General features: G+C 52.5%; 17 protein-coding genes. All 17 read right to left on the bottom strand.

The window, feature by feature from the left end; all coding sequences use genetic code 11:
- Nucleotides 1–3 precede the first annotated feature (3 nt).
- The 17 genes from murD to glf all read right to left on the bottom strand — a co-directional run bounded on the left by murD (nt 4) and on the right by glf (nt 16,452).
- A complete protein-coding gene (gene murD, locus INF30_RS06880; RefSeq protein ID WP_226394672.1) occupies nt 4–1,362 on the bottom strand; it encodes a UDP-N-acetylmuramoyl-L-alanine--D-glutamate ligase in 1,359 nt (452 codons plus the stop codon).
- 24 nt (nt 1,363–1,386) lie between these two features.
- The gene (mraY, locus tag INF30_RS06875; protein WP_226394671.1) at nt 1,387–2,343 is read right to left on the bottom strand and encodes a phospho-N-acetylmuramoyl-pentapeptide-transferase; all 957 of its coding nucleotides are present in this window, start codon (nt 2,341–2,343) and stop codon (nt 1,387–1,389) included.
- A gap of 84 nt (nt 2,344–2,427) precedes the next feature.
- On the bottom strand, nt 2,428–4,152 hold the full coding sequence (locus INF30_RS06870) for a peptidoglycan D,D-transpeptidase FtsI family protein (RefSeq protein ID WP_226394670.1): 1,725 nt from the start codon (nt 4,150–4,152) through the stop codon (nt 2,428–2,430).
- 74 nt (nt 4,153–4,226) lie between these two features.
- Nucleotides 4,227–6,038 carry a peptidoglycan D,D-transpeptidase FtsI family protein gene (locus tag INF30_RS06865; RefSeq protein ID WP_226394669.1) on the bottom strand — a complete coding sequence of 604 codons (1,812 nt, stop codon included), beginning with the start codon at nt 6,036–6,038 and terminating at the stop codon, nt 4,227–4,229.
- A 57-nt stretch (nt 6,039–6,095) separates the two neighbouring features.
- Nucleotides 6,096–6,653, bottom strand: coding sequence for a hypothetical protein (locus tag INF30_RS06860; protein WP_226394668.1), 558 nt, complete (start codon nt 6,651–6,653; stop codon nt 6,096–6,098).
- A gap of 38 nt (nt 6,654–6,691) precedes the next feature.
- Nucleotides 6,692–7,627, bottom strand: a complete 936-nt coding sequence (gene rsmH, locus INF30_RS06855; RefSeq protein WP_076777029.1) for a 16S rRNA (cytosine(1402)-N(4))-methyltransferase RsmH — start codon at nt 7,625–7,627, stop codon at nt 6,692–6,694.
- Nucleotides 7,628–7,638: 11 nt separating this feature from the next.
- The gene (mraZ, locus tag INF30_RS06850; RefSeq protein WP_076777027.1) at nt 7,639–8,079 is read right to left on the bottom strand and encodes a division/cell wall cluster transcriptional repressor MraZ; all 441 of its coding nucleotides are present in this window, start codon (nt 8,077–8,079) and stop codon (nt 7,639–7,641) included.
- A 219-nt stretch (nt 8,080–8,298) separates the two neighbouring features.
- A complete protein-coding gene (locus INF30_RS06845) occupies nt 8,299–8,541 on the bottom strand; it encodes a hypothetical protein (RefSeq protein WP_226394667.1) in 243 nt (80 codons plus the stop codon).
- A 59-nt stretch (nt 8,542–8,600) separates the two neighbouring features.
- On the bottom strand, nt 8,601–9,440 hold the full coding sequence (locus INF30_RS06840) for a DegV family protein (RefSeq protein ID WP_226394666.1): 840 nt from the start codon (nt 9,438–9,440) through the stop codon (nt 8,601–8,603).
- Between the two features lie 103 nt (nt 9,441–9,543).
- The gene (locus INF30_RS06835; RefSeq protein ID WP_076780772.1) at nt 9,544–10,749 is read right to left on the bottom strand and encodes an FtsW/RodA/SpoVE family cell cycle protein; all 1,206 of its coding nucleotides are present in this window, start codon (nt 10,747–10,749) and stop codon (nt 9,544–9,546) included.
- Nucleotides 10,750–10,917: 168 nt separating this feature from the next.
- A complete protein-coding gene (locus INF30_RS06830; protein WP_076777020.1) occupies nt 10,918–11,520 on the bottom strand; it encodes a manganese catalase family protein in 603 nt (200 codons plus the stop codon).
- 3 nt (nt 11,521–11,523) lie between these two features.
- Entirely contained in the window at nt 11,524–11,796 is a 273-nt protein-coding gene (locus tag INF30_RS06825) for a spore coat protein CotJB (RefSeq protein WP_076777018.1), read from the bottom strand.
- Nucleotides 11,796–12,110, bottom strand: coding sequence for a spore coat associated protein CotJA (locus INF30_RS06820; protein WP_311136009.1), 315 nt, complete (start codon nt 12,108–12,110; stop codon nt 11,796–11,798). The genes INF30_RS06825 and INF30_RS06820 overlap by 1 nt, the downstream gene beginning before the upstream one ends.
- A gap of 141 nt (nt 12,111–12,251) precedes the next feature.
- Entirely contained in the window at nt 12,252–12,530 is a 279-nt protein-coding gene (locus INF30_RS06815; RefSeq protein ID WP_076777016.1) for a metal-sensing transcriptional repressor, read from the bottom strand.
- Between the two features lie 72 nt (nt 12,531–12,602).
- Nucleotides 12,603–13,838 (bottom strand): serine hydroxymethyltransferase, encoded by a 1,236-nt coding sequence (glyA, locus tag INF30_RS06810; RefSeq protein ID WP_076777014.1) that lies wholly within the window; start codon nt 13,836–13,838, stop codon nt 12,603–12,605.
- A 152-nt stretch (nt 13,839–13,990) separates the two neighbouring features.
- Nucleotides 13,991–15,253 carry a S1C family serine protease gene (locus INF30_RS06805; protein ID WP_226394664.1) on the bottom strand — a complete coding sequence of 421 codons (1,263 nt, stop codon included), beginning with the start codon at nt 15,251–15,253 and terminating at the stop codon, nt 13,991–13,993.
- 89 nt (nt 15,254–15,342) lie between these two features.
- Nucleotides 15,343–16,452 (bottom strand): UDP-galactopyranose mutase, encoded by a 1,110-nt coding sequence (gene glf / locus INF30_RS06800; RefSeq protein WP_226394663.1) that lies wholly within the window; start codon nt 16,450–16,452, stop codon nt 15,343–15,345.
- Between the last annotated feature and the right edge of the window lie 26 nt (nt 16,453–16,478).

Here is a 16,478-nt window from a genome sequence, read left to right as displayed (position 1 = left end):
CCCTTACAAGGAATTTACGATCTCTTTGAATTTATCGCCCCGTTCTTCATAACTTTTAAACATATCCCAGCTGGCGCAGGCGGGGGAGAGGAGAACCGCATCCCCGGGCGCGGCAGCTGACGCCGCTTTTTTGACCGCCTCGTCAAAGGAGTCTGCGAACACATAGTCCGTAAATCCGCAGGCCTCTGCCTGGGCGGCGATCTTCTCCTTTGTGGCGCCCAAAAGTACGAGACGCTTCACTTTGCCGTCAAAGCTTTGGATCCACTCGCTGAAGTCAGACTGCTTGTCGTAGCCTCCCCCGATCAGCACAGTGGGCCGCTTCATGGCCTGGACTGCCTTGATGGCAGCGTCCGGATTGGTGCCCTTGGAGTCGTTGTAGTAAGCCACGCCCTCCTTTTCCGCCACGAACTCGATCCGGTGAGCCACGCCCTTAAATGCCTTCACCGTATCACGTATCACGTCCATGGGGACGCCGTAGGCGATGGCCATGGCGGAGGCCGCCATCACATTCTCATAATTGTGGGTGCCCAGAAGCTGAAGCTCCTCCACATCACACAGCGTCTCCTCCGTTCCGTCTGTCCCCCTGTATATTATATGACCGTCTTCCAGATAAATGCCTGTATCCAGCTTTCTGGCACTGGAGAAATAGATGACCTGGGCCCGCAGGGTCTCTGCGAACGTGCGGAGTACCTCATCTTCATAATTCAGGATACAGAAATCTTCCTCTGTCTGGTTCTTTGTGATATTCTCCTTTGCCTGGATGTAGGCTTCCATGGTGTGGTGCCTGTTCAGGTGATCCGGCGTCAGATTGAGGATGGCAGACACCCTGGGCCGGAAGGTGACAATACTCTCCAGCTGGAAGCTGCTCATCTCCGCCACGATCACGGAATCCGGCCTTGTCTCATCCACCACCGTGGTGTAGGGATTGCCAATATTTCCCACTACAAAAACGCTGTCAAAAGCGTTCTTTGCGATCTCACCCAGAAGGGAGGTAGTGGTGGTCTTCCCGTTTGTACCTGTGATGGCCAGGATCTCTCCCTTGCCGAAGAGATAAGCCAGCTCGATCTCCCCGATGATCTCTATGCCCGCCTCTCTCATCTTCTCAATGACAGGAAGATCAGTGGGCACGCCGGGGCTCAACACAACAAGGTCCAGTTCCCCCAGGAGCTCCTCCGGGAAGGGGCCGGCGATGATTCTGGCGCTGCTCTCTGCGCCCAGCTTCTTTTTGACCTCCTCCTTGTCCAGATTCGCATTGCCGTCATAGAGCACCACCTGTGCTCCTCTTTTTTCCAGCAGGGATCCGGCGCCGATGCCGCTGATCCCAAGTCCGAACACAAGCACTTCTTTTCCTTTTACTTCCATAGCAGAGCTTCTCTCCTTCCTGTACTACATGGCCATGAGGGCGATCAGGCATAGAATGGCTGTGATGACGGAGAAAACCGCCACAACCTTTGTCTCTGACCACCCGCAGAGTTCAAAGTGATGATGGATGGGGGCCATCTTGAAGAACCGCTTTCCGCCTGTCTTCTTGAAGTATGTAACCTGGATCATGACGGAGAGCACCTCCACCACGTAGACCAGACCTACGATAATAATGAAGATGGGCATCTGCAGCATATAGGCTGTGGAAGCCACGAAACCGCCCAGCGCCAGAGAGCCTGTGTCCCCCATAAACACGCTGGCCGGATACACATTGAACAGCAGAAATCCCAGCAGGGCTCCCACCACCGCACAGGTGATCGGCTCAATGCCGCTCTTTGTCCCCACTGCCACAACAGTAAAGAAGGTAGCCACAAGCACCGTCACGCTGGAGGCCAGGCCGTCCAGTCCGTCCGTAAAGTTCACACCGTTGACCGTGCCGATCACAGCCACAAAGAGCAGCGGGATGGCAAGCCATCCGATATCCAGATAACTGCCCCCGGAGAAGGGGATGAGCATGGTCAGAGGAACGTCCGTAAACTGTACAAGGTAAAAAGCAAAGACCGCTGTCACCAGGATCTGAAGCGCCATCTTCTGCTTGGGGAAAAGCCCGTCAGACCTTTTCAGCACCACCTTCAGATAGTCATCCAGAAATCCGATCAGCCCAAAGCCTAAAGTCACAAACAGGATAGGGATGATGTTGGGATACCTTCCGATATAGATGATCGATGTGATCACCACGGCAGTCAGGATGATGACGCCTCCCATGGTGGGAGTTCCCGCTTTCTTCAGATGGGATTTCACACCCTCCTCCCTCTCTGTCTGGTCCATTTTCAGTCTGCGGAGCACCGGGATCACAACCGGTCCCATGATCACACTCAGCGCAAAGGAAATCAGCACTGGCACAAAAATTGTATAGTCCATAGATACACCTCTCGTCTCTTTCGTTATTTTCCTGTCCCAGGACTGCCGCAGCAGTCCATGGCTTCATTCAGTATACTTCATTTCTCACTCTTTTTCAACGCCAAGATAGGGGAGGATATTTTCAAAAATGTCCCGTATCACCGGCGCCGCTATGGTTCCCCCATAGTACACTCCCTGGGGATTGTAGATGATGCACATGCCCAGCACCTGTGGGTCATCTGCCGGGGCAAAGCCGATAAAAGAAGAGATATATTTGTTGGCACTCCTGGGGAGCGTCTGGGAGGTGGCTGTCTTTCCCCCGATCTGGTAGCCCTCGATAGCCGCGTTTTTCCCTGATCCTTCCGAGACAACCTTCTCCAGGATCGCGCGCATGGTAAGGGAAGTTTCCTCAGAGACGATCCGGTCCTTTTTCCCGTGTTCCAGCACAAGCTTCTGACTGCCGTCCTCGTTCAGCACCCGCACTCCCACATGGGGCGTCACACGGAAGCCCCCGTTGACAATGGAGCTGACTGTGGCCGCCATCTGGATGGGCGTCACCTGGAAGGACTGGCCAAATGACATGGTGGCCAGCTCCACGGTCCCTATATTTTCCCTCTTGTGCATGATCGTCCCCGCCTCCCCGGGCAGGTCCACGCCTGTCAGATCCATCAGCCCGAACTGCTCATAGTAATCACAGAAGGTGTCCGCTCCCAGGCGCAGTCCCACATCGATGAACACCGGGTTGCAGGAGTTCATGACCCCCTCAACAAAAGTCTCCTGTCCGTGGCCGCCCACTTTGTGGCAGCGGATCTTCCTGTCCTCTACCACCCGGTATCCCGGGCAGCTGAATGTGTCGTCCAGCTCCACCACACCCTCCTCCAGAGCGGCGGAGGCAGTGATGATCTTAAAGGTGGAACCGGGTTCATAGGTGTCGTTGATGCACCGGTTTCTCCACATCTGATTCAACGCATCCTGTTTTTCCTCATCCGAGAGAATCGAGGCATCCACCCCTGTATTTAATGTAAAAGGATCGTTCAGATCAAACTCCGGCACATTCACCATAGCCATGATCTCCCCGTTCTGCGGATTCATGAGCAGGATCGACACACCGTCAGCCTGCTTCTCCTCCATCACCTTCTCCGCCATCTGCTGCGCGTACATCTGCAGGTTATAGTCAAGACTCGTCTGCAGATCATTGCCGGGCACAGGCTCGATCCGATCCTCTGCCTCCCCGGGAAGCTCGATCCCCCGGGCGTCGGTGGTGGTCAGTATGGTGCCGTCCTGCCCTTTCAGATACTCCTCATATTTGACCTCCAGCCCTATGATCCCCTGGTTATCTGCCCCGGTAAAGCCAAGGACCGTGGAGGCCAGCTCGTCATAGGGATAGTTTCTCTTGAAATCCTCATCTACCTTCACTCCATCCAGATCCATCTTCCGGATGATATCCCCGGTCTCTTTCTCTACATTGGTCCTGATCCGCTCCATGGAGGACACTTTCTCTACTTTCTCCCGCACCTCGCTCTCCTCCATCTCCAATGTCTGGGAGAGCGCCCGGATCACCTCCTCCGGATCTGTGATCTGGCTGTGTATGACAGAGATGGTGCAGACTGTGCGGTTGTCCGCCAGCACCGTGCCTGAGGCATCCAGTATCCGTCCTCTGGCCGCCTTGATGGATCGCTCCCGCTCGTGCAGGGCCTGCGCCTTCTCCTGGTAATAATCCGCCTCAAAGATCATCAGCCAGACAAGGCGCCCGGCCAGAACGATCACAATGCACACAGCGCACAGAAAAACGATCAGGAGTTTCTTCTTATTATATGTCCGGTTGCGCACAAAAAACCTCACAAAAGCCTTTCTACAATTTATGAACGCTTTTGTGAGGTTATACATAAGCCTTTATTCTGTTTTTACTGCGCTTCCGCTGCAGTCTGATCCACTGCTGTCTGAGTGATGCCCAGATAGGGGAAGATCTCCTTCATAATGTCGCTGGCCATCTGGACAGCCAGGGAGCTCTGCGCCTGATCATATTCGTTGGGCTCATCGATGACAACGTACACAGCGATCTCCGGATTCTCCTGCGGTGCGTAGGCGATAAAGGACACAAGGTTCTTGCCCTCGCTTCTGGGAAGTTTCTCCGCTGTTCCGGTCTTTCCTCCCACTTCGTACCCTGCGATGTCCGCAGGCTGTCCGCTGCCCTCCAGTACCACACCTCTCATGTAGTCCTTCACCAGCGTGCTTGTCTCCTCAGAGACGGTCCGCTTCACAAGGACAGGGTCCACATTCTCAATGACATTTCCATTTTCATCCTGGATCTGCTTGACAATGTGGGGCTCATAATAGTATCCGCCGTTGATGAGGGAGCAGAAGCCCGCCATCATCTGGGTCATCGTCACGTTAAAGTTCTGTCCGAAGGCGTTGGTGGCAAGGCTGGTCTCATCCATATTGTCTGCCGTGTAGAGAAGGCCGGATGTCTCCGCCTCTCCCGGGAGATCGATGCCTGTCATCTCACCGAATCCAAATATATGCTGATATTTCGTAAAATCCACCGCACCGATCATCTCGCCGATCTGCATCAGCGCCACGTTGCAGGAGTTTTCTATGGCTCCCTTTACCGTCAGGGTACCGTGGCCATCCCGGTTGATACAGTGGATGTCATAGTCGCCTATATGGAGGGAACCGCCGCAGTAAAAGGTCTCTTCCCCTGTGAGCGCCCCCGTCTCCAGGGCCGCCGCTACCGTGAAGGGCTTGATGGTCGAACCTGGCTCGTATGTGTCTGTGACACAAAAATTTTTCCAAAGGTTGTTGAGCGCATCCAGCTTCTCCTGGTCGCTCATGGCGTCCAGCTGTTCCTGGGTGTAGTATTTTGTCAGATCTCTGGGATTGTTCAGGTCGTAGTTTGGATAGCTGGCCTCTGCCAGGATCTCCCCATTCTGGGGATTCATGACCATGACAGCCGTATTTTTACTACCCTCTCCCGGAGTCGCATTGTTTTTTCTCTCATCGTTGAACTGCTGGATGTATTTTTCCACCACGCTCTGTACCTGCAGATCTATGGTAGACACTACGGTCTTTCCGTTTACCGGCTCTTTCACGGTCCGCTCCACAGATGAACCGCTGTCCAGATAGCCGTACTCCCGGCCGTCTGTGCCGTTAAGGGTGGAATTGTAGCATCCTTCTATACCACCGTTTCCCACATTCCCATCTACAGTAAATCCGATCACATCCGATGCCAGTGTACTGTAGGGGTAGGTTCTTTGGTAATCGTCTTCCAGCCAGATCCCCCGCACATTGGGATAGTTCTCATCATCCTCGTCTATGGCATTGAACTTTTGGGCAGTCTCATAGTCAATCCCCTTCAGCAGGACACTGTACCTGCTGTCCGGATTGTTCTCTATCAGGTTGTCCACCGTCTCCTCCTCGATGCCAAAACAGTCTTTCAGCACCTGCTTGGTGGGCTCCACATAGTCCTCATCGTCCAGCATGGCCTTCACATCCAGCACCACATTGTACACCCGCTCGCTGGTTGCCAGCTTGGTGCCGTTCCGGTCCACAATATCTCCCCTCTTGTAGGGGATCGTTCTGCTGTCGTACTGCTGCTGGTCCAGTACGATCTTCGTGTATTCTTCTCCGCTGGCCGCATTGATGTAAGTGATCCTCACCACAAGACCAGCAAAAGCTAGTATGATCCCCACATAGAGGATAACTAGCTTTTTCTGCATAAATTTGGGAAATTTTTTCCGCAATATTTTTTTTACTTTTTTGGTCATCTTCACACCTTAGTCCTGTACATTGTCCGCGCTTGCGATGATGCCGCTCTCCGGTATCTGCTCATACTGTTTTACATAGCCTTCATCCGGGTTTTCATACTCCACGATCTGGCTGCTCTGTGCAGGCACCATACCCATCTCGGTCTCCGCCTTCTGCTTGATCTGATCCAGATTAACAGAGTCGATAATGGAGTTGTATTTTGTGGTGTTCTCTTCCCGCATATCAGCCAGCTCTTCCTGCAAAGCGGTGATATTGCTGGAGCGGCTGCTGATCTCCGACTGGAGACGCACATAGTTCACACAGATAAAAAGAGCCATCACTGCGGCAACTGAGAGAAAGATCACATATCTTTTTCCCACCCGCAGCTCTCTTCTCTGGTTCTGGCGGACCTGCCGGCTCTGACGGCTGTTCTTCCTGCGGCGCTCCTCCCTCTGAGGCTCCCCGCGCCGCTGCGGCTCGTAATCCGGCTTTGTCACTGTATTTCCATACACGTACATAGAACGGGTGTCAGCGCCGCTTCTTCTATATGTATTTATTCTCCCCGATGATGCTCTTCTTGCCGCCATCTGATCTTCCCCTTTCTATATACTCCCCGTCTGCCCTCCTATTTTCTCTCGAAAATCCGAAGTTTCGCGCTCTTGGAACGGCTGTTTTCCTCCAGTTCCTCCTCGCTTGGCAGAATTGGTTTTCTAGTTAAAATACTCCCTTTTGACACCTTTCCGCACACGCACACCGGAAAATCCTTCGGGCATGTGCAGGGGTCTTCATTTTTCTTAAATGCACTCTTTACGATCCGGTCTTCCAGGGAATGGAAGGTGATGATACACAGCCTTCCGCCCGGATTCAGCAGATCGATCATCTCATCCAGAGAATTTTTCAGCACATCCAGCTCTCTGTTCAGCTCGATCCGGATAGCCTGAAATGTCCTCTTTGCCGGATGCCCGGACTTTTTCTGGAATTTCATAGGGATGGCTCCCCTGATGATCTCCGTCAGCTGTCCGGTAGTTTCAATGGACCTCTTTTCGCGTTCGATCACGATATGTTTGGCAATATTCTTGGCAAACTTATCCTCCCCGTAATCTCTTATAACGCGATAGAGGTCCTTCTCACTGTAGTCATTGACAATGTCCCTGGCCGTCATCGTCTGACGCCTGTCCATCCTCATATCCAGGGGTGCATCTTCGCGATAGGAGAATCCCCGCTCTGCCGTATCTAACTGATAAGATGATACGCCCAGATCGAGCACGATCCCATCGACTTTGTCAATGCCTAATCCTTGGAGCACGGACTTCATTTCACAATAGTTGCTCCGGACTATTGTGACTTTCTCCCCGAAGTCCTTTAAGCGGATGCCTGCTGCCTCTATGGCCGCTTCATCCTGGTCTATTCCTACAATACTCCCCTTGTTGCCAAGGCGTCTGCATATCTCGTATGCATGTCCGCCTCCACCAAGCGTTCCGTCTACGTAAATGCCGTCCGGCTTGATGTTTAATCCATTGACAGTTTCTTCAAGCAATACTGACCTGTGTTTAAATTCCATATCTTCTCCCTCTAGATACTGAATCCACTCTCCTCCATATCAGATGCGATATCCTCAATCGTGAGTTCCAGTTCAGCATTCTTTTCATCCCATCTGGCCTTGTCCCAGATCTCGGCACGCTTCCCCATACCGATAAACACAACCTCTTTCTCGAGTTTTGCGTAGCTGCGCAGGGCTGGTGGGATCAGTGTTCTACCTTGCTTGTCAAGGTCGCCGTCATTCGCACTTCCCTGAAAGAAATGTGCAAAAGCACGGGCTTTTTTGTCTGTGGTCGTTGGTAAGGCGTTAAGTTTCTCTTCGAAAGCGGTCCATTCGTTTTCCGGATACACGTACAGGCAGTTCTCCATGCCTTTTGTTATGACGAAATGCTCCCCCAGATCGTCACGGAACTTGGCTGGAATGATCACCCTCCCCTTCGGGTCGATATTATGACTGTACTCTCCTTTCAACATCAGAACTCACCCTCTTTCAAAGTGGTCTGCCACTTTCGCTCCACTTTGTACCACTTTTCACCACTTTCTACCACTTGAAACCATTGTAAACCACTTCACAGGTGATTTCAACCCCTTTTTTCGTAAAAATCCAAAATAAAGGGCACAAAAAAAGAAGGCGGGACTTTCCCGTCTTCTCTTATCTTCCACTATGATATATATACGCTCATCCGCTCCGGATCATTCCCCCGTGTTCAGGCTGGTCTCATAATCTGTAATGGCGTTGTAATTCACCTCAGCAGTCTCCACAGGCCTGCTGTCCTCGTACACCCTGAAGGCTGAATATCCGATCCATCCCACCAGCGCCACAGCCAGCACGGCCACAACACAACGGCGGATGTAATACTGGATCTTCTCCTTTTTCATGGTCTTCTTGCGGTTCGCTTTTTCTTTTTTATATTTGTCCACTTTTTCCTGGCTCATCTGTGTGCACTCCTTCTATCAATCATCAGCTAGTGCCTATTCTATCACAAAAAGGATGATTATACAACCACGATTATGCCCCCGTCAGCGGCATACATGCTGCTGATCCCCGCCGTATCCAGCAGGATCACATCCTTGGGGTTTATCCTCTCAAGGAGCATCTCTTTCACTTTCTGCGCCCGCTCGGGACAGTTGCAGTGGCTGATAGCCAGTATCTTTTCCTCCGGTTTCTTCACGCCCTGCACAACCTCGTCGATCATTTTTGCCAGAGCCTTCTTGATCCCTCTGGCCTGCCCTAACTGGCAGATCGTGCCCTGAGGCGTGGAGCCCATGACAGGCTTGATATTTAAAGCGGAGGCCATCAGAGACTTAATTCCCTTCAGCCGCCCGTTCTTGCGGAGGGTCTCCAGGGTCTCCAGGACAAAGTAGGTATGCTGGCTCTCAATGTAGCCCTCCACTGTGCGCACTACCTCCTCGAAGTCCATGCCCGCCTCCTCGCACTCCGCGATCTTCAGGGCGATCAGCGTCTCACCGACGGATGCAGAGCGGGAATTAAAGACATAGATCTCTTTGTCTCCGTACTCTTCGTGGTACAGGTTTTTCCCCAGCACGGCGCTGTTGTAGGAACCACTGAGCTCAGCAGACAGAGTCACGGCATAGACTCTCTTGGCCTCACAGTGATACCCTTCCATGTACGCCTCAGGCGAGGGGCAGGAGGACTTTGGTGAATGGGGACTCTGGGCGATCAGTGCCAGAAACCTCTTCTGATCAAATGTCTCATCATCCACAATGTGATGCTCATCAATATCAATACTCAGTGAAGCTGTCTCAAAATGTCCAGAGCGCTTCATATCCTCTGTAAGTTCCCCGCAGCTGTCCACAATAATCTTATAACTCATTTCCGATCAATCCTCCGCGTTATCCGTTGCTATTATACGTAGTATCAAAAACCACTTTATATATCATAGCACAATAACCTGCAGTTGAAAAGGGGAAATCCGATCATCCCATCTTAATCTTTCTGGAAATTCCCAGAGCAAGTCCCATTTCCGCCATCAGAAAGAGGATCGACGTGCCTCCGTAGCTGATAAAAGGAAGTGTGATTCCTGTGTTGGGGATCAGATTGATCACCACAGCTACGTTCAATATGACCTGAAGAGCGATATGGGAGAAAATGCCGCTGGCCACAAGAGCGCCATACATATCCGGCGCATTCTGTGCGATCACCATGAGCCTGTACAGCAAAAGCCCGAACAAAAGCAGTACCATAATGGCGCCGAACACGCCCAGCTCCTCACAGATGACGGACAGGATCATGTCGTTCTGCACCTCCGGGATGAACTGCTTCTGGGCACTGTTTCCAAGCCCTTTCCCAAAAAAGCCGCCGGATCCCACTGCGTAGAGACCCTGCACCACCTGATAGCCAAGGCCGGAGGAGTACCGCTCCGGATCCAGCCACACAAGAAGCCTTCCCAGGCGGAAATTTCCCTCAAAGTCCCCCGCCTGCACAAGGGGCCCCAGGATCATCGGTATGAGGAGCACCGCCAGAACTCCCACCACCACAGGCACTATAAATACAGCCTTCTTGGGGTGGACGATAAAGACCATCAAAAAAGAAATGCCGAACACGATAATAGCGGTGCTCAGATTTTCCGTCAGGAAAAAGACGCAGGCCGCCGAGAGCGCTCCCCAGCAGAGAACCCGCACAACCCCTGCCAGGGTATTGATCTGTTTTCCAACCTGGCAGATCACCACCGGGATGAAAAGGATGACTGCGATCTTCGCAAGCTCGGAGGGCTGCAGCTGCTGATTAAAAGGAAGCCGGATCCAGCGCCTGGCGCCGTTCACTTCTTTTCCCAGAGGAGTCTGCACCAGCGCCATCAGGATCAGAGAAAAGAAAAAGATCCGCTTCGCCAGCTTTGCCCAGATATGGTAGTCGATCAGCGAGACTATGTAAGCTCCCGCCGCGCCCGCCAGGCAGAAAAAGATCTGTCTCTTAAAATAGTACATACTGTCGTTATAGTCCACCTGGGCCGCATAGGCACTGGCACTGTAGAGCATGACCAGGCCAAAGCAGATCAGGAAGACCATGGAGGCCACCAGACTGTAGTCAAAGTACCGTATACTGTTTTTCACTCTCGCCCGCACCTTCTCCGATCTTGTATAGGCTCCCCGCGGACTTCCGTTCCCCCTGCTGCGGTCAGGCATCTGCCTGACTTTGCTGTTTCTGTTGTCCATTCTATTTACACTCCAATCATTGCGTCAGTCTACATCGACGCATATATTATAACGGCAACCGGAGATAAAAACAAGCCCGGAGCGGGCGCGCCGTGCAGATGCGCCTCCCGCCGGACCGGGCCTGGCTTGGTGCTCATTTTATTTTCCCAGATCAAATGCCGGGTTGAATGCATAGAAGTTGCGGCTGTCCAAATGATCCTGTACAATGCGCAGGCTCTCGCCGAATCTCTGGTAATGGACGATCTCCCTGGCCCGCAGGAACCGGATGGGGTCTGCCACCTCCGGATCTTTCACAAGCCGCAGGATGTTGTCGTAGGTGGTCCTGGCTTTCTGCTCTGCTGCCATATCTTCATGCAGGTCCGTGATGGGATCCCCCTTGGACTGGAATGTGGTGGAGCTCCAGGGCACGCCGCCGGCAGACTGAGGCCACAGAGCCAGCGTGTGATCCACATAGTATTTGTCAAAGCCGGATCGCTCGATCTCCTCCGGCGTCAGGTTCTTCGTGAGCTGGTAAACAATGGCGCACACAATTTCGAGGTGAGCCAGCTCTTCTGTTCCGACATCTGTCAGTGTACCTGTCACTTCCTTGTAGGGCATGGTGTACCTCTGGGAGAGGTAGCGCATGGAAGCCCCCAATTCACCGTCAGGGCCTCCGAACTGGCTTATGATCACCTGGGCCAGTCTCGGGTTGGTCTGGGTGATCTTCACCGGGTACTGCAGTCTCTTCTCATAATTCCACATAAATCAGCATCCCCCTTCCTGCCACGGCCACGGTTCATTGATCCAGTTCCACCTGTCTGTCTCGGAGACGTCCGCCGTATCAATGGTGAGAGGCCCGTAGTATTTGGCGTATTCTTTCAAAGCGCGGTTCCTCTTGGACTGGCACTCCTCAAAAAATTCCAACGCCTCCCTGTTGTGCGGATGTGTATCAAGAAAAAGCGTTGTGTCATTCATCGCAAAACTGATCACATTGATCCAGTGAAGCAGGTCCTTCCTGCATGGTCTGTTTTCTGCCATCAGCGTCTCCCTCCTGCTCCTGTAAATGGTTTGTTCAGCTCCTCAAAGATAGTCCCGCAGCAAAGTCCTTTTTCCAGTTCCAATATTCCACACCACTCCTGCCACGGCACATAGGCCATGGCAATGGGCAGGTCAGAGAGCGTCCGTGAGTCCGGCAGGCAGCGGCCTGCTGCCTGGTCTGCAGCCCTATGCCGCATATTTGCCTGGTGCATGGCCGTCTGCTGCATGGTTCCACGCTGCTGCATCCCCTGATTCGGATAGCCCCGGCCCTGCCGCCTCTGGCAGTCCTGTGCCTGATAACGGTAATTCGGCATGTAAATTACTCCTTCCATTTCAATCTGCACTATTATTTTATGGAAGGATCAGGAAAAGGTGACAGAAGGGGAACCCTGCCGGACATCTCGTCTGTCCGTCAGGGCTCCCCTTCTTCTTTTTGAACGTATTCTCTTTGAAAATTATTTCATCAGCTTTTTGATGGACTCGCAGAGCTCGTCCACCACATCTGTGTTCCCTTTCTGGATCTCCTCCACCACACACGAGTGGATATGGCTGGACAAAAGCTCTTTGTTAAATGCGTTCAGCGCCGCCTGGATAGCCGAAACCTGGGTCAGTATATCCACGCAGTACTGTTCTTCTTCCAGCATCTTCTTGACACCCCGCACCTGTCCCTCTATCCTGTTCAGCCGGTTCATCAGTTTCCTGAGTTCCTCTTCATCTCTGTGTTTTTTCTTCATGTATGTCTTTCCTTTCGTTGCTGCTGCCCGGCCATCTTCCGGTATCTTCAGAATCCAGACGTCCGGACCGGGTCAGATCAGAGGATACTTTTTCGTAAGACCTGCCACGATCTCTCTGGCCTTGCCAATATTCTCCTCACCCGTCAGTACCAGCCTGATCGCCTCTGCGATCTGCTCCATATCATCTTCCTTCATTCCCCGGGTTGTGACAGCCGGTGTCCCGAGACGGATACCGCTTGTAACCATGGGTGACCGGGGATCATTGGGGATCGTATTCTTGTTGCATGTGATATTTGCCTGGTCAAGACGCTTCTCCAGCTCTTTTCCAGTCACATCCTCTTCGCTCAGGTCCATGAGCATCAGATGGTTGTCCGTACCGCCGGACACCAGCTTGATCCCCTTAGCCATCAGCGCCTCTGACAGAGCTTTGGCATTCTTTACGATCTGCTTCTGGTACTCCTTGAACTCCGGCTGCAGCGCCTCCTTGAAGCACACGGCCTTTCCGGCGATCACATGCTCCAGAGGACCGCCCTGGATACCCGGGAACACCGCTTTGTTAAATTTAAATTTCTCTGCCGCCTCCTGGCTGGAGAGGATCATACCGCCTCTGGGTCCCCGCAGTGTCTTGTGTGTAGTCGTTGTCACCACATCCGCGTAGGGAATCGGGCTTTCATGGAGTCCCGCTGCCACAAGGCCCGCAATGTGAGCCATGTCCACCATAAGGTAAGCGCCCACTTCATCTGCGATCTGGCGGAATCTTTTGAAATCGATCTTTCTGGCATAGGCGCTGGCTCCCGCAATGATCATCTTCGGCTTTTCTTCCAGGGCGATCCGGCGCACCTCATCATAGTCGATAACCCCGTCATCATTCACTCCGTAAAAAGATGTCACGAAATAGTTCCCGGAAAAATTCACAGGTGAGCCGTGGGTCAGATGTCCGCCGTGATCCAGATTCATGCCCAGGATCTTGTCGCCAGGCTTCAGCATTGCGAAGAATACCGCCATATTGGCCTGAGCGCCGGAATGGGGCTGCACGTTGGCATACTCACAGCCAAACAGTTCTTTTGCCCTGTCCCGAGCCAGATTCTCCACCACGTCCACATAGTCGCAGCCGCCGTAGTACCGTCTGCCCGGATATCCTTCCGCGTATTTGTTTGTCAGAGGGCTTCCCATGGCAGCCATGACTGCCTTGCTCACCCAGTTCTCAGAAGCGATCAGCTCAATATGGGAGTTCTGTCTCTCCATCTCATGCAGGATAGCCTCTGCCACTTCGCTGTCTGTCTTTTGGATTTCCTCAAAACTGTACATTTCGTCTCCTCCTTATACTCATCTTACCGCTGTCCCTGGATCTTTCGCCAAGTATTCATATATTATATCACACATCATCTGGTGAAAAAAGGAGTACGGCACGAATTTTTGCCGCACTCCTGTCCTCTGCCTTTCAGCAGGAAATATGTTTTCTAATTAGGATTTGCCCCCAGAGTCACAGATACCGTCTGCTCCTCATACTCGCCGCCGCTTGCAGGAACCTGGACAGTCAGTTCCACTGTCTCTCCCACTGCATAGTAGGAAAGCTGATCCTGCAGCGTCTCCATGCTGTCTATTGTGACTCCTTCCATTCCCGTGATGATGCTGCCTCTTGAGAGCCCTGCCTGCTCGGCGCCGCTTCCTTTTGTCACCTCGGAAATATAGACGCCCGTGGGCATGTTGTAGGCCTCGCCAATATCAGAAGAGACATCCTGGCCCGTAATGCCCAGATATCCTCTGGCCTCGTCGGAAACCCTCTCCCTCGTCTCCCTGTTCATCAGGTTGGTCAGGACTTCACTGGCATCTGAGATGGGGATGGCATAGCCCATGCCCTCTGCCACACTGGAGTTGATCTTGGCCGTGTTGATGCCTATGACAGCACCGTTGGCATTGAGGAGGGCCCCGCCGCTGTTGCCCGGATTAATGGCCGCATCTGTCTGAATCAGCTCACTGTCAAACCCATCCATATCGATCTGACGATTTGTGGCAGAGATAATACCTGTCGTCACAGACTGCCCATACCCGAGGGCATTTCCAATGGCAATGGCAGGCTCACCCACCTGCACCTCATTGGAATCTCCCAGTGTGGCAATGGCAATGGTCTCCATCGTGGAATCCTTTATCGATTCCAGGGGAACCGCCACAATAGCCAGATCCTTGGAGGGATCCGTCCCCTTGATATTGGCCTCCACGCTCTCTTCATCTACAAATGTAACGGTCAGCGTATCTGCCCCTTCCACCACGTGGTTGTTGGTGGCGATCAGAAGCTCTGTATCAGACTGCTGGATAATGATCCCTGAGCCAAGGCTCTCGCTCTCCTGCTCCTGGGTCTGCCCGAAAAAGTTCTGGACCTCCTGGATACTCATATTTGTGATGGATACGATGGACGGCATAGCCTGCTCCACGATGCCGGACACATCGGAGGTCACTGTGCTGGACGTCTGATTCAGCTGGGTGGTTGTGGATGTCTGGCGCACCTCTTTGGCCTCACCCCCGGTAACACGGTCCACAATGATGTTTCCCGCCTGAAACGCCGCGCAGGCCACAATGCCAAACACCAGGCCTCCGCTGACAATAGACAGCCACTTCTTTGAATTTCCGCCTTTTTTCTTCTTCGGCGGCTCCTCTGTCGGCTGTTCACTCCATATATTCTGATCATCCGGTCCCGGATTGTAGTAATTATACTGATTATCCATAGTACAGACTCCTTTCATATCTTTTGCTTTCTATGACAGTAGTCTAGCTCATAATTGTGTTTAAACTGTGATGAATTGATTAAATAATGTTAAATCTCCCCGGCGAACTCCCTGTCCGCAAGTTCCAGCGCACTGGCGATCACCTTATCCATGTCGTAATACCGATAAGCGCCCAGCCTTCCGCCAAATATGACATTATCCTCTCCAGCTGCCAGGCTGGCATATTTCTCATAGAGGACGGAATTCTTTTCATCATTTACCGGATAGTAGGGCTCATCCCCCACCTTCCACTCCGAGGAATACTCTCTGGAGATCACAGTCTTTTTCTGGGTACCGAATTCAAAATGTTTGTGCTCAATGACCCTGGTGTAGGGCACTTCTCTGTCTGTATAGTTGACCACTGCATTTCCCTGGTAGTTGTCACAGTCCAGCACTTCCGTCTCAAAGCGGACGCTCCTGTATTCCAGAGCCCCCAGCCTGTAGCCGTAGTACTCGTCGATCATACCCGTAAAAACGATCTTCCCGGCGGCACACTCGTAGGTCTCCCGCTCTTTCAGATAGTCCACACCGGTCCTGACTTCTGCCCCCTCAAGGAGCTTCTCTATAATGCGTGTATATCCTCCCACCGGGATGCCCTGATACCTGTCATTAAAATAATTGTTGTCATAGGTGAAGCGAAGCGGCAGCCTGCGGATAATAAAGGCGGGCAGATCTTTGCAGTCTCTTCCCCACTGCTTCTCCGTATAGCCCTTCACCAGCTTCTCATACACGTCCCGCCCCACCAGGGAGAGAGCCTGCTCTTCCAGGTTCCTCGGCTCCTCAATATGAAGATCCGCAATCTGCCCCTCTATGATCTCTCTGGCCTCTTTGGGGGTCCGGATATTCCACATCCTGCTGAAGGTATTCATGTTAAAAGGCAGGTTGTAAAGCTCATTTTTGTACACAGCCACCGGTGAATTGATATAGTTATTAAACTCCGCGTACTGGTTGATATAGTCCCACACCTTTTTGTCCGACGTGTGGAAAATATGCGCCCCATAGCGGTGCACCTGGATATCCTCCACTTTCTCGGTATAAATATTCCCGCCAATGTGGTCTCTCCTGTCCAGCACAAGGCAGGTCTTTCCTCTGTTCATGGCCTCCCGGGCAAACACTGCGCCGAAAAGGCCTGCGCCAACTATAAGGTAATCGTATTTCATCAGCAAACTCCTCTTTTACTTTCTTT

Origin of the sequence: Claveliimonas monacensis (assembly GCF_014982975.1) — a bacterium.
In the GTDB taxonomy this organism is placed as follows: Bacteria; Bacillota; Clostridia; order Lachnospirales; family Lachnospiraceae; genus Claveliimonas; species Claveliimonas monacensis.
This window is presented reverse-complemented; position numbering and strand designations above follow the sequence as displayed.

What these genes read in the sequence shown, in the direction of transcription:
- rsmH (WP_076777029.1), bottom strand. Translation starts at nt 7,627, where the DNA reads ATGGAATTTAAACACAGGTCAGTATTGCTTGAAGAAACTGTCAATGGA.
- INF30_RS06805 (WP_226394664.1), bottom strand. Translation starts at nt 15,253, where the DNA reads ATGGATAATCAGTATAATTACTACAATCCGGGACCGGATGATCAGAAT.
- INF30_RS06840 (WP_226394666.1), bottom strand. Translation starts at nt 9,440, where the DNA reads ATGAGTTATAAGATTATTGTGGACAGCTGCGGGGAACTTACAGAGGAT.
- INF30_RS06865 (WP_226394669.1), bottom strand. Translation starts at nt 6,038, where the DNA reads ATGCAGAAAAAGCTAGTTATCCTCTATGTGGGGATCATACTAGCTTTT.
- glf (WP_226394663.1), bottom strand. Translation starts at nt 16,452, where the DNA reads ATGAAATACGATTACCTTATAGTTGGCGCAGGCCTTTTCGGCGCAGTG.
- INF30_RS06835 (WP_076780772.1), bottom strand. Translation starts at nt 10,749, where the DNA reads ATGCCTGACCGCAGCAGGGGGAACGGAAGTCCGCGGGGAGCCTATACA.
- INF30_RS06820 (WP_311136009.1), bottom strand. Translation starts at nt 12,110, where the DNA reads ATGCCGAATTACCGTTATCAGGCACAGGACTGCCAGAGGCGGCAGGGC.
- murD (WP_226394672.1), bottom strand. Translation starts at nt 1,362, where the DNA reads ATGGAAGTAAAAGGAAAAGAAGTGCTTGTGTTCGGACTTGGGATCAGC.
- glyA (WP_076777014.1), bottom strand. Translation starts at nt 13,838, where the DNA reads ATGTACAGTTTTGAGGAAATCCAAAAGACAGACAGCGAAGTGGCAGAG.
- mraZ (WP_076777027.1), bottom strand. Translation starts at nt 8,079, where the DNA reads ATGTTGAAAGGAGAGTACAGTCATAATATCGACCCGAAGGGGAGGGTG.
- mraY (WP_226394671.1), bottom strand. Translation starts at nt 2,343, where the DNA reads ATGGACTATACAATTTTTGTGCCAGTGCTGATTTCCTTTGCGCTGAGT.
- INF30_RS06860 (WP_226394668.1), bottom strand. Translation starts at nt 6,653, where the DNA reads ATGGCGGCAAGAAGAGCATCATCGGGGAGAATAAATACATATAGAAGA.
- INF30_RS06815 (WP_076777016.1), bottom strand. Translation starts at nt 12,530, where the DNA reads ATGAAGAAAAAACACAGAGATGAAGAGGAACTCAGGAAACTGATGAAC.
- INF30_RS06825 (WP_076777018.1), bottom strand. Translation starts at nt 11,796, where the DNA reads ATGGCAGAAAACAGACCATGCAGGAAGGACCTGCTTCACTGGATCAAT.
- INF30_RS06830 (WP_076777020.1), bottom strand. Translation starts at nt 11,520, where the DNA reads ATGTGGAATTATGAGAAGAGACTGCAGTACCCGGTGAAGATCACCCAG.
- INF30_RS06845 (WP_226394667.1), bottom strand. Translation starts at nt 8,541, where the DNA reads ATGAGCCAGGAAAAAGTGGACAAATATAAAAAAGAAAAAGCGAACCGC.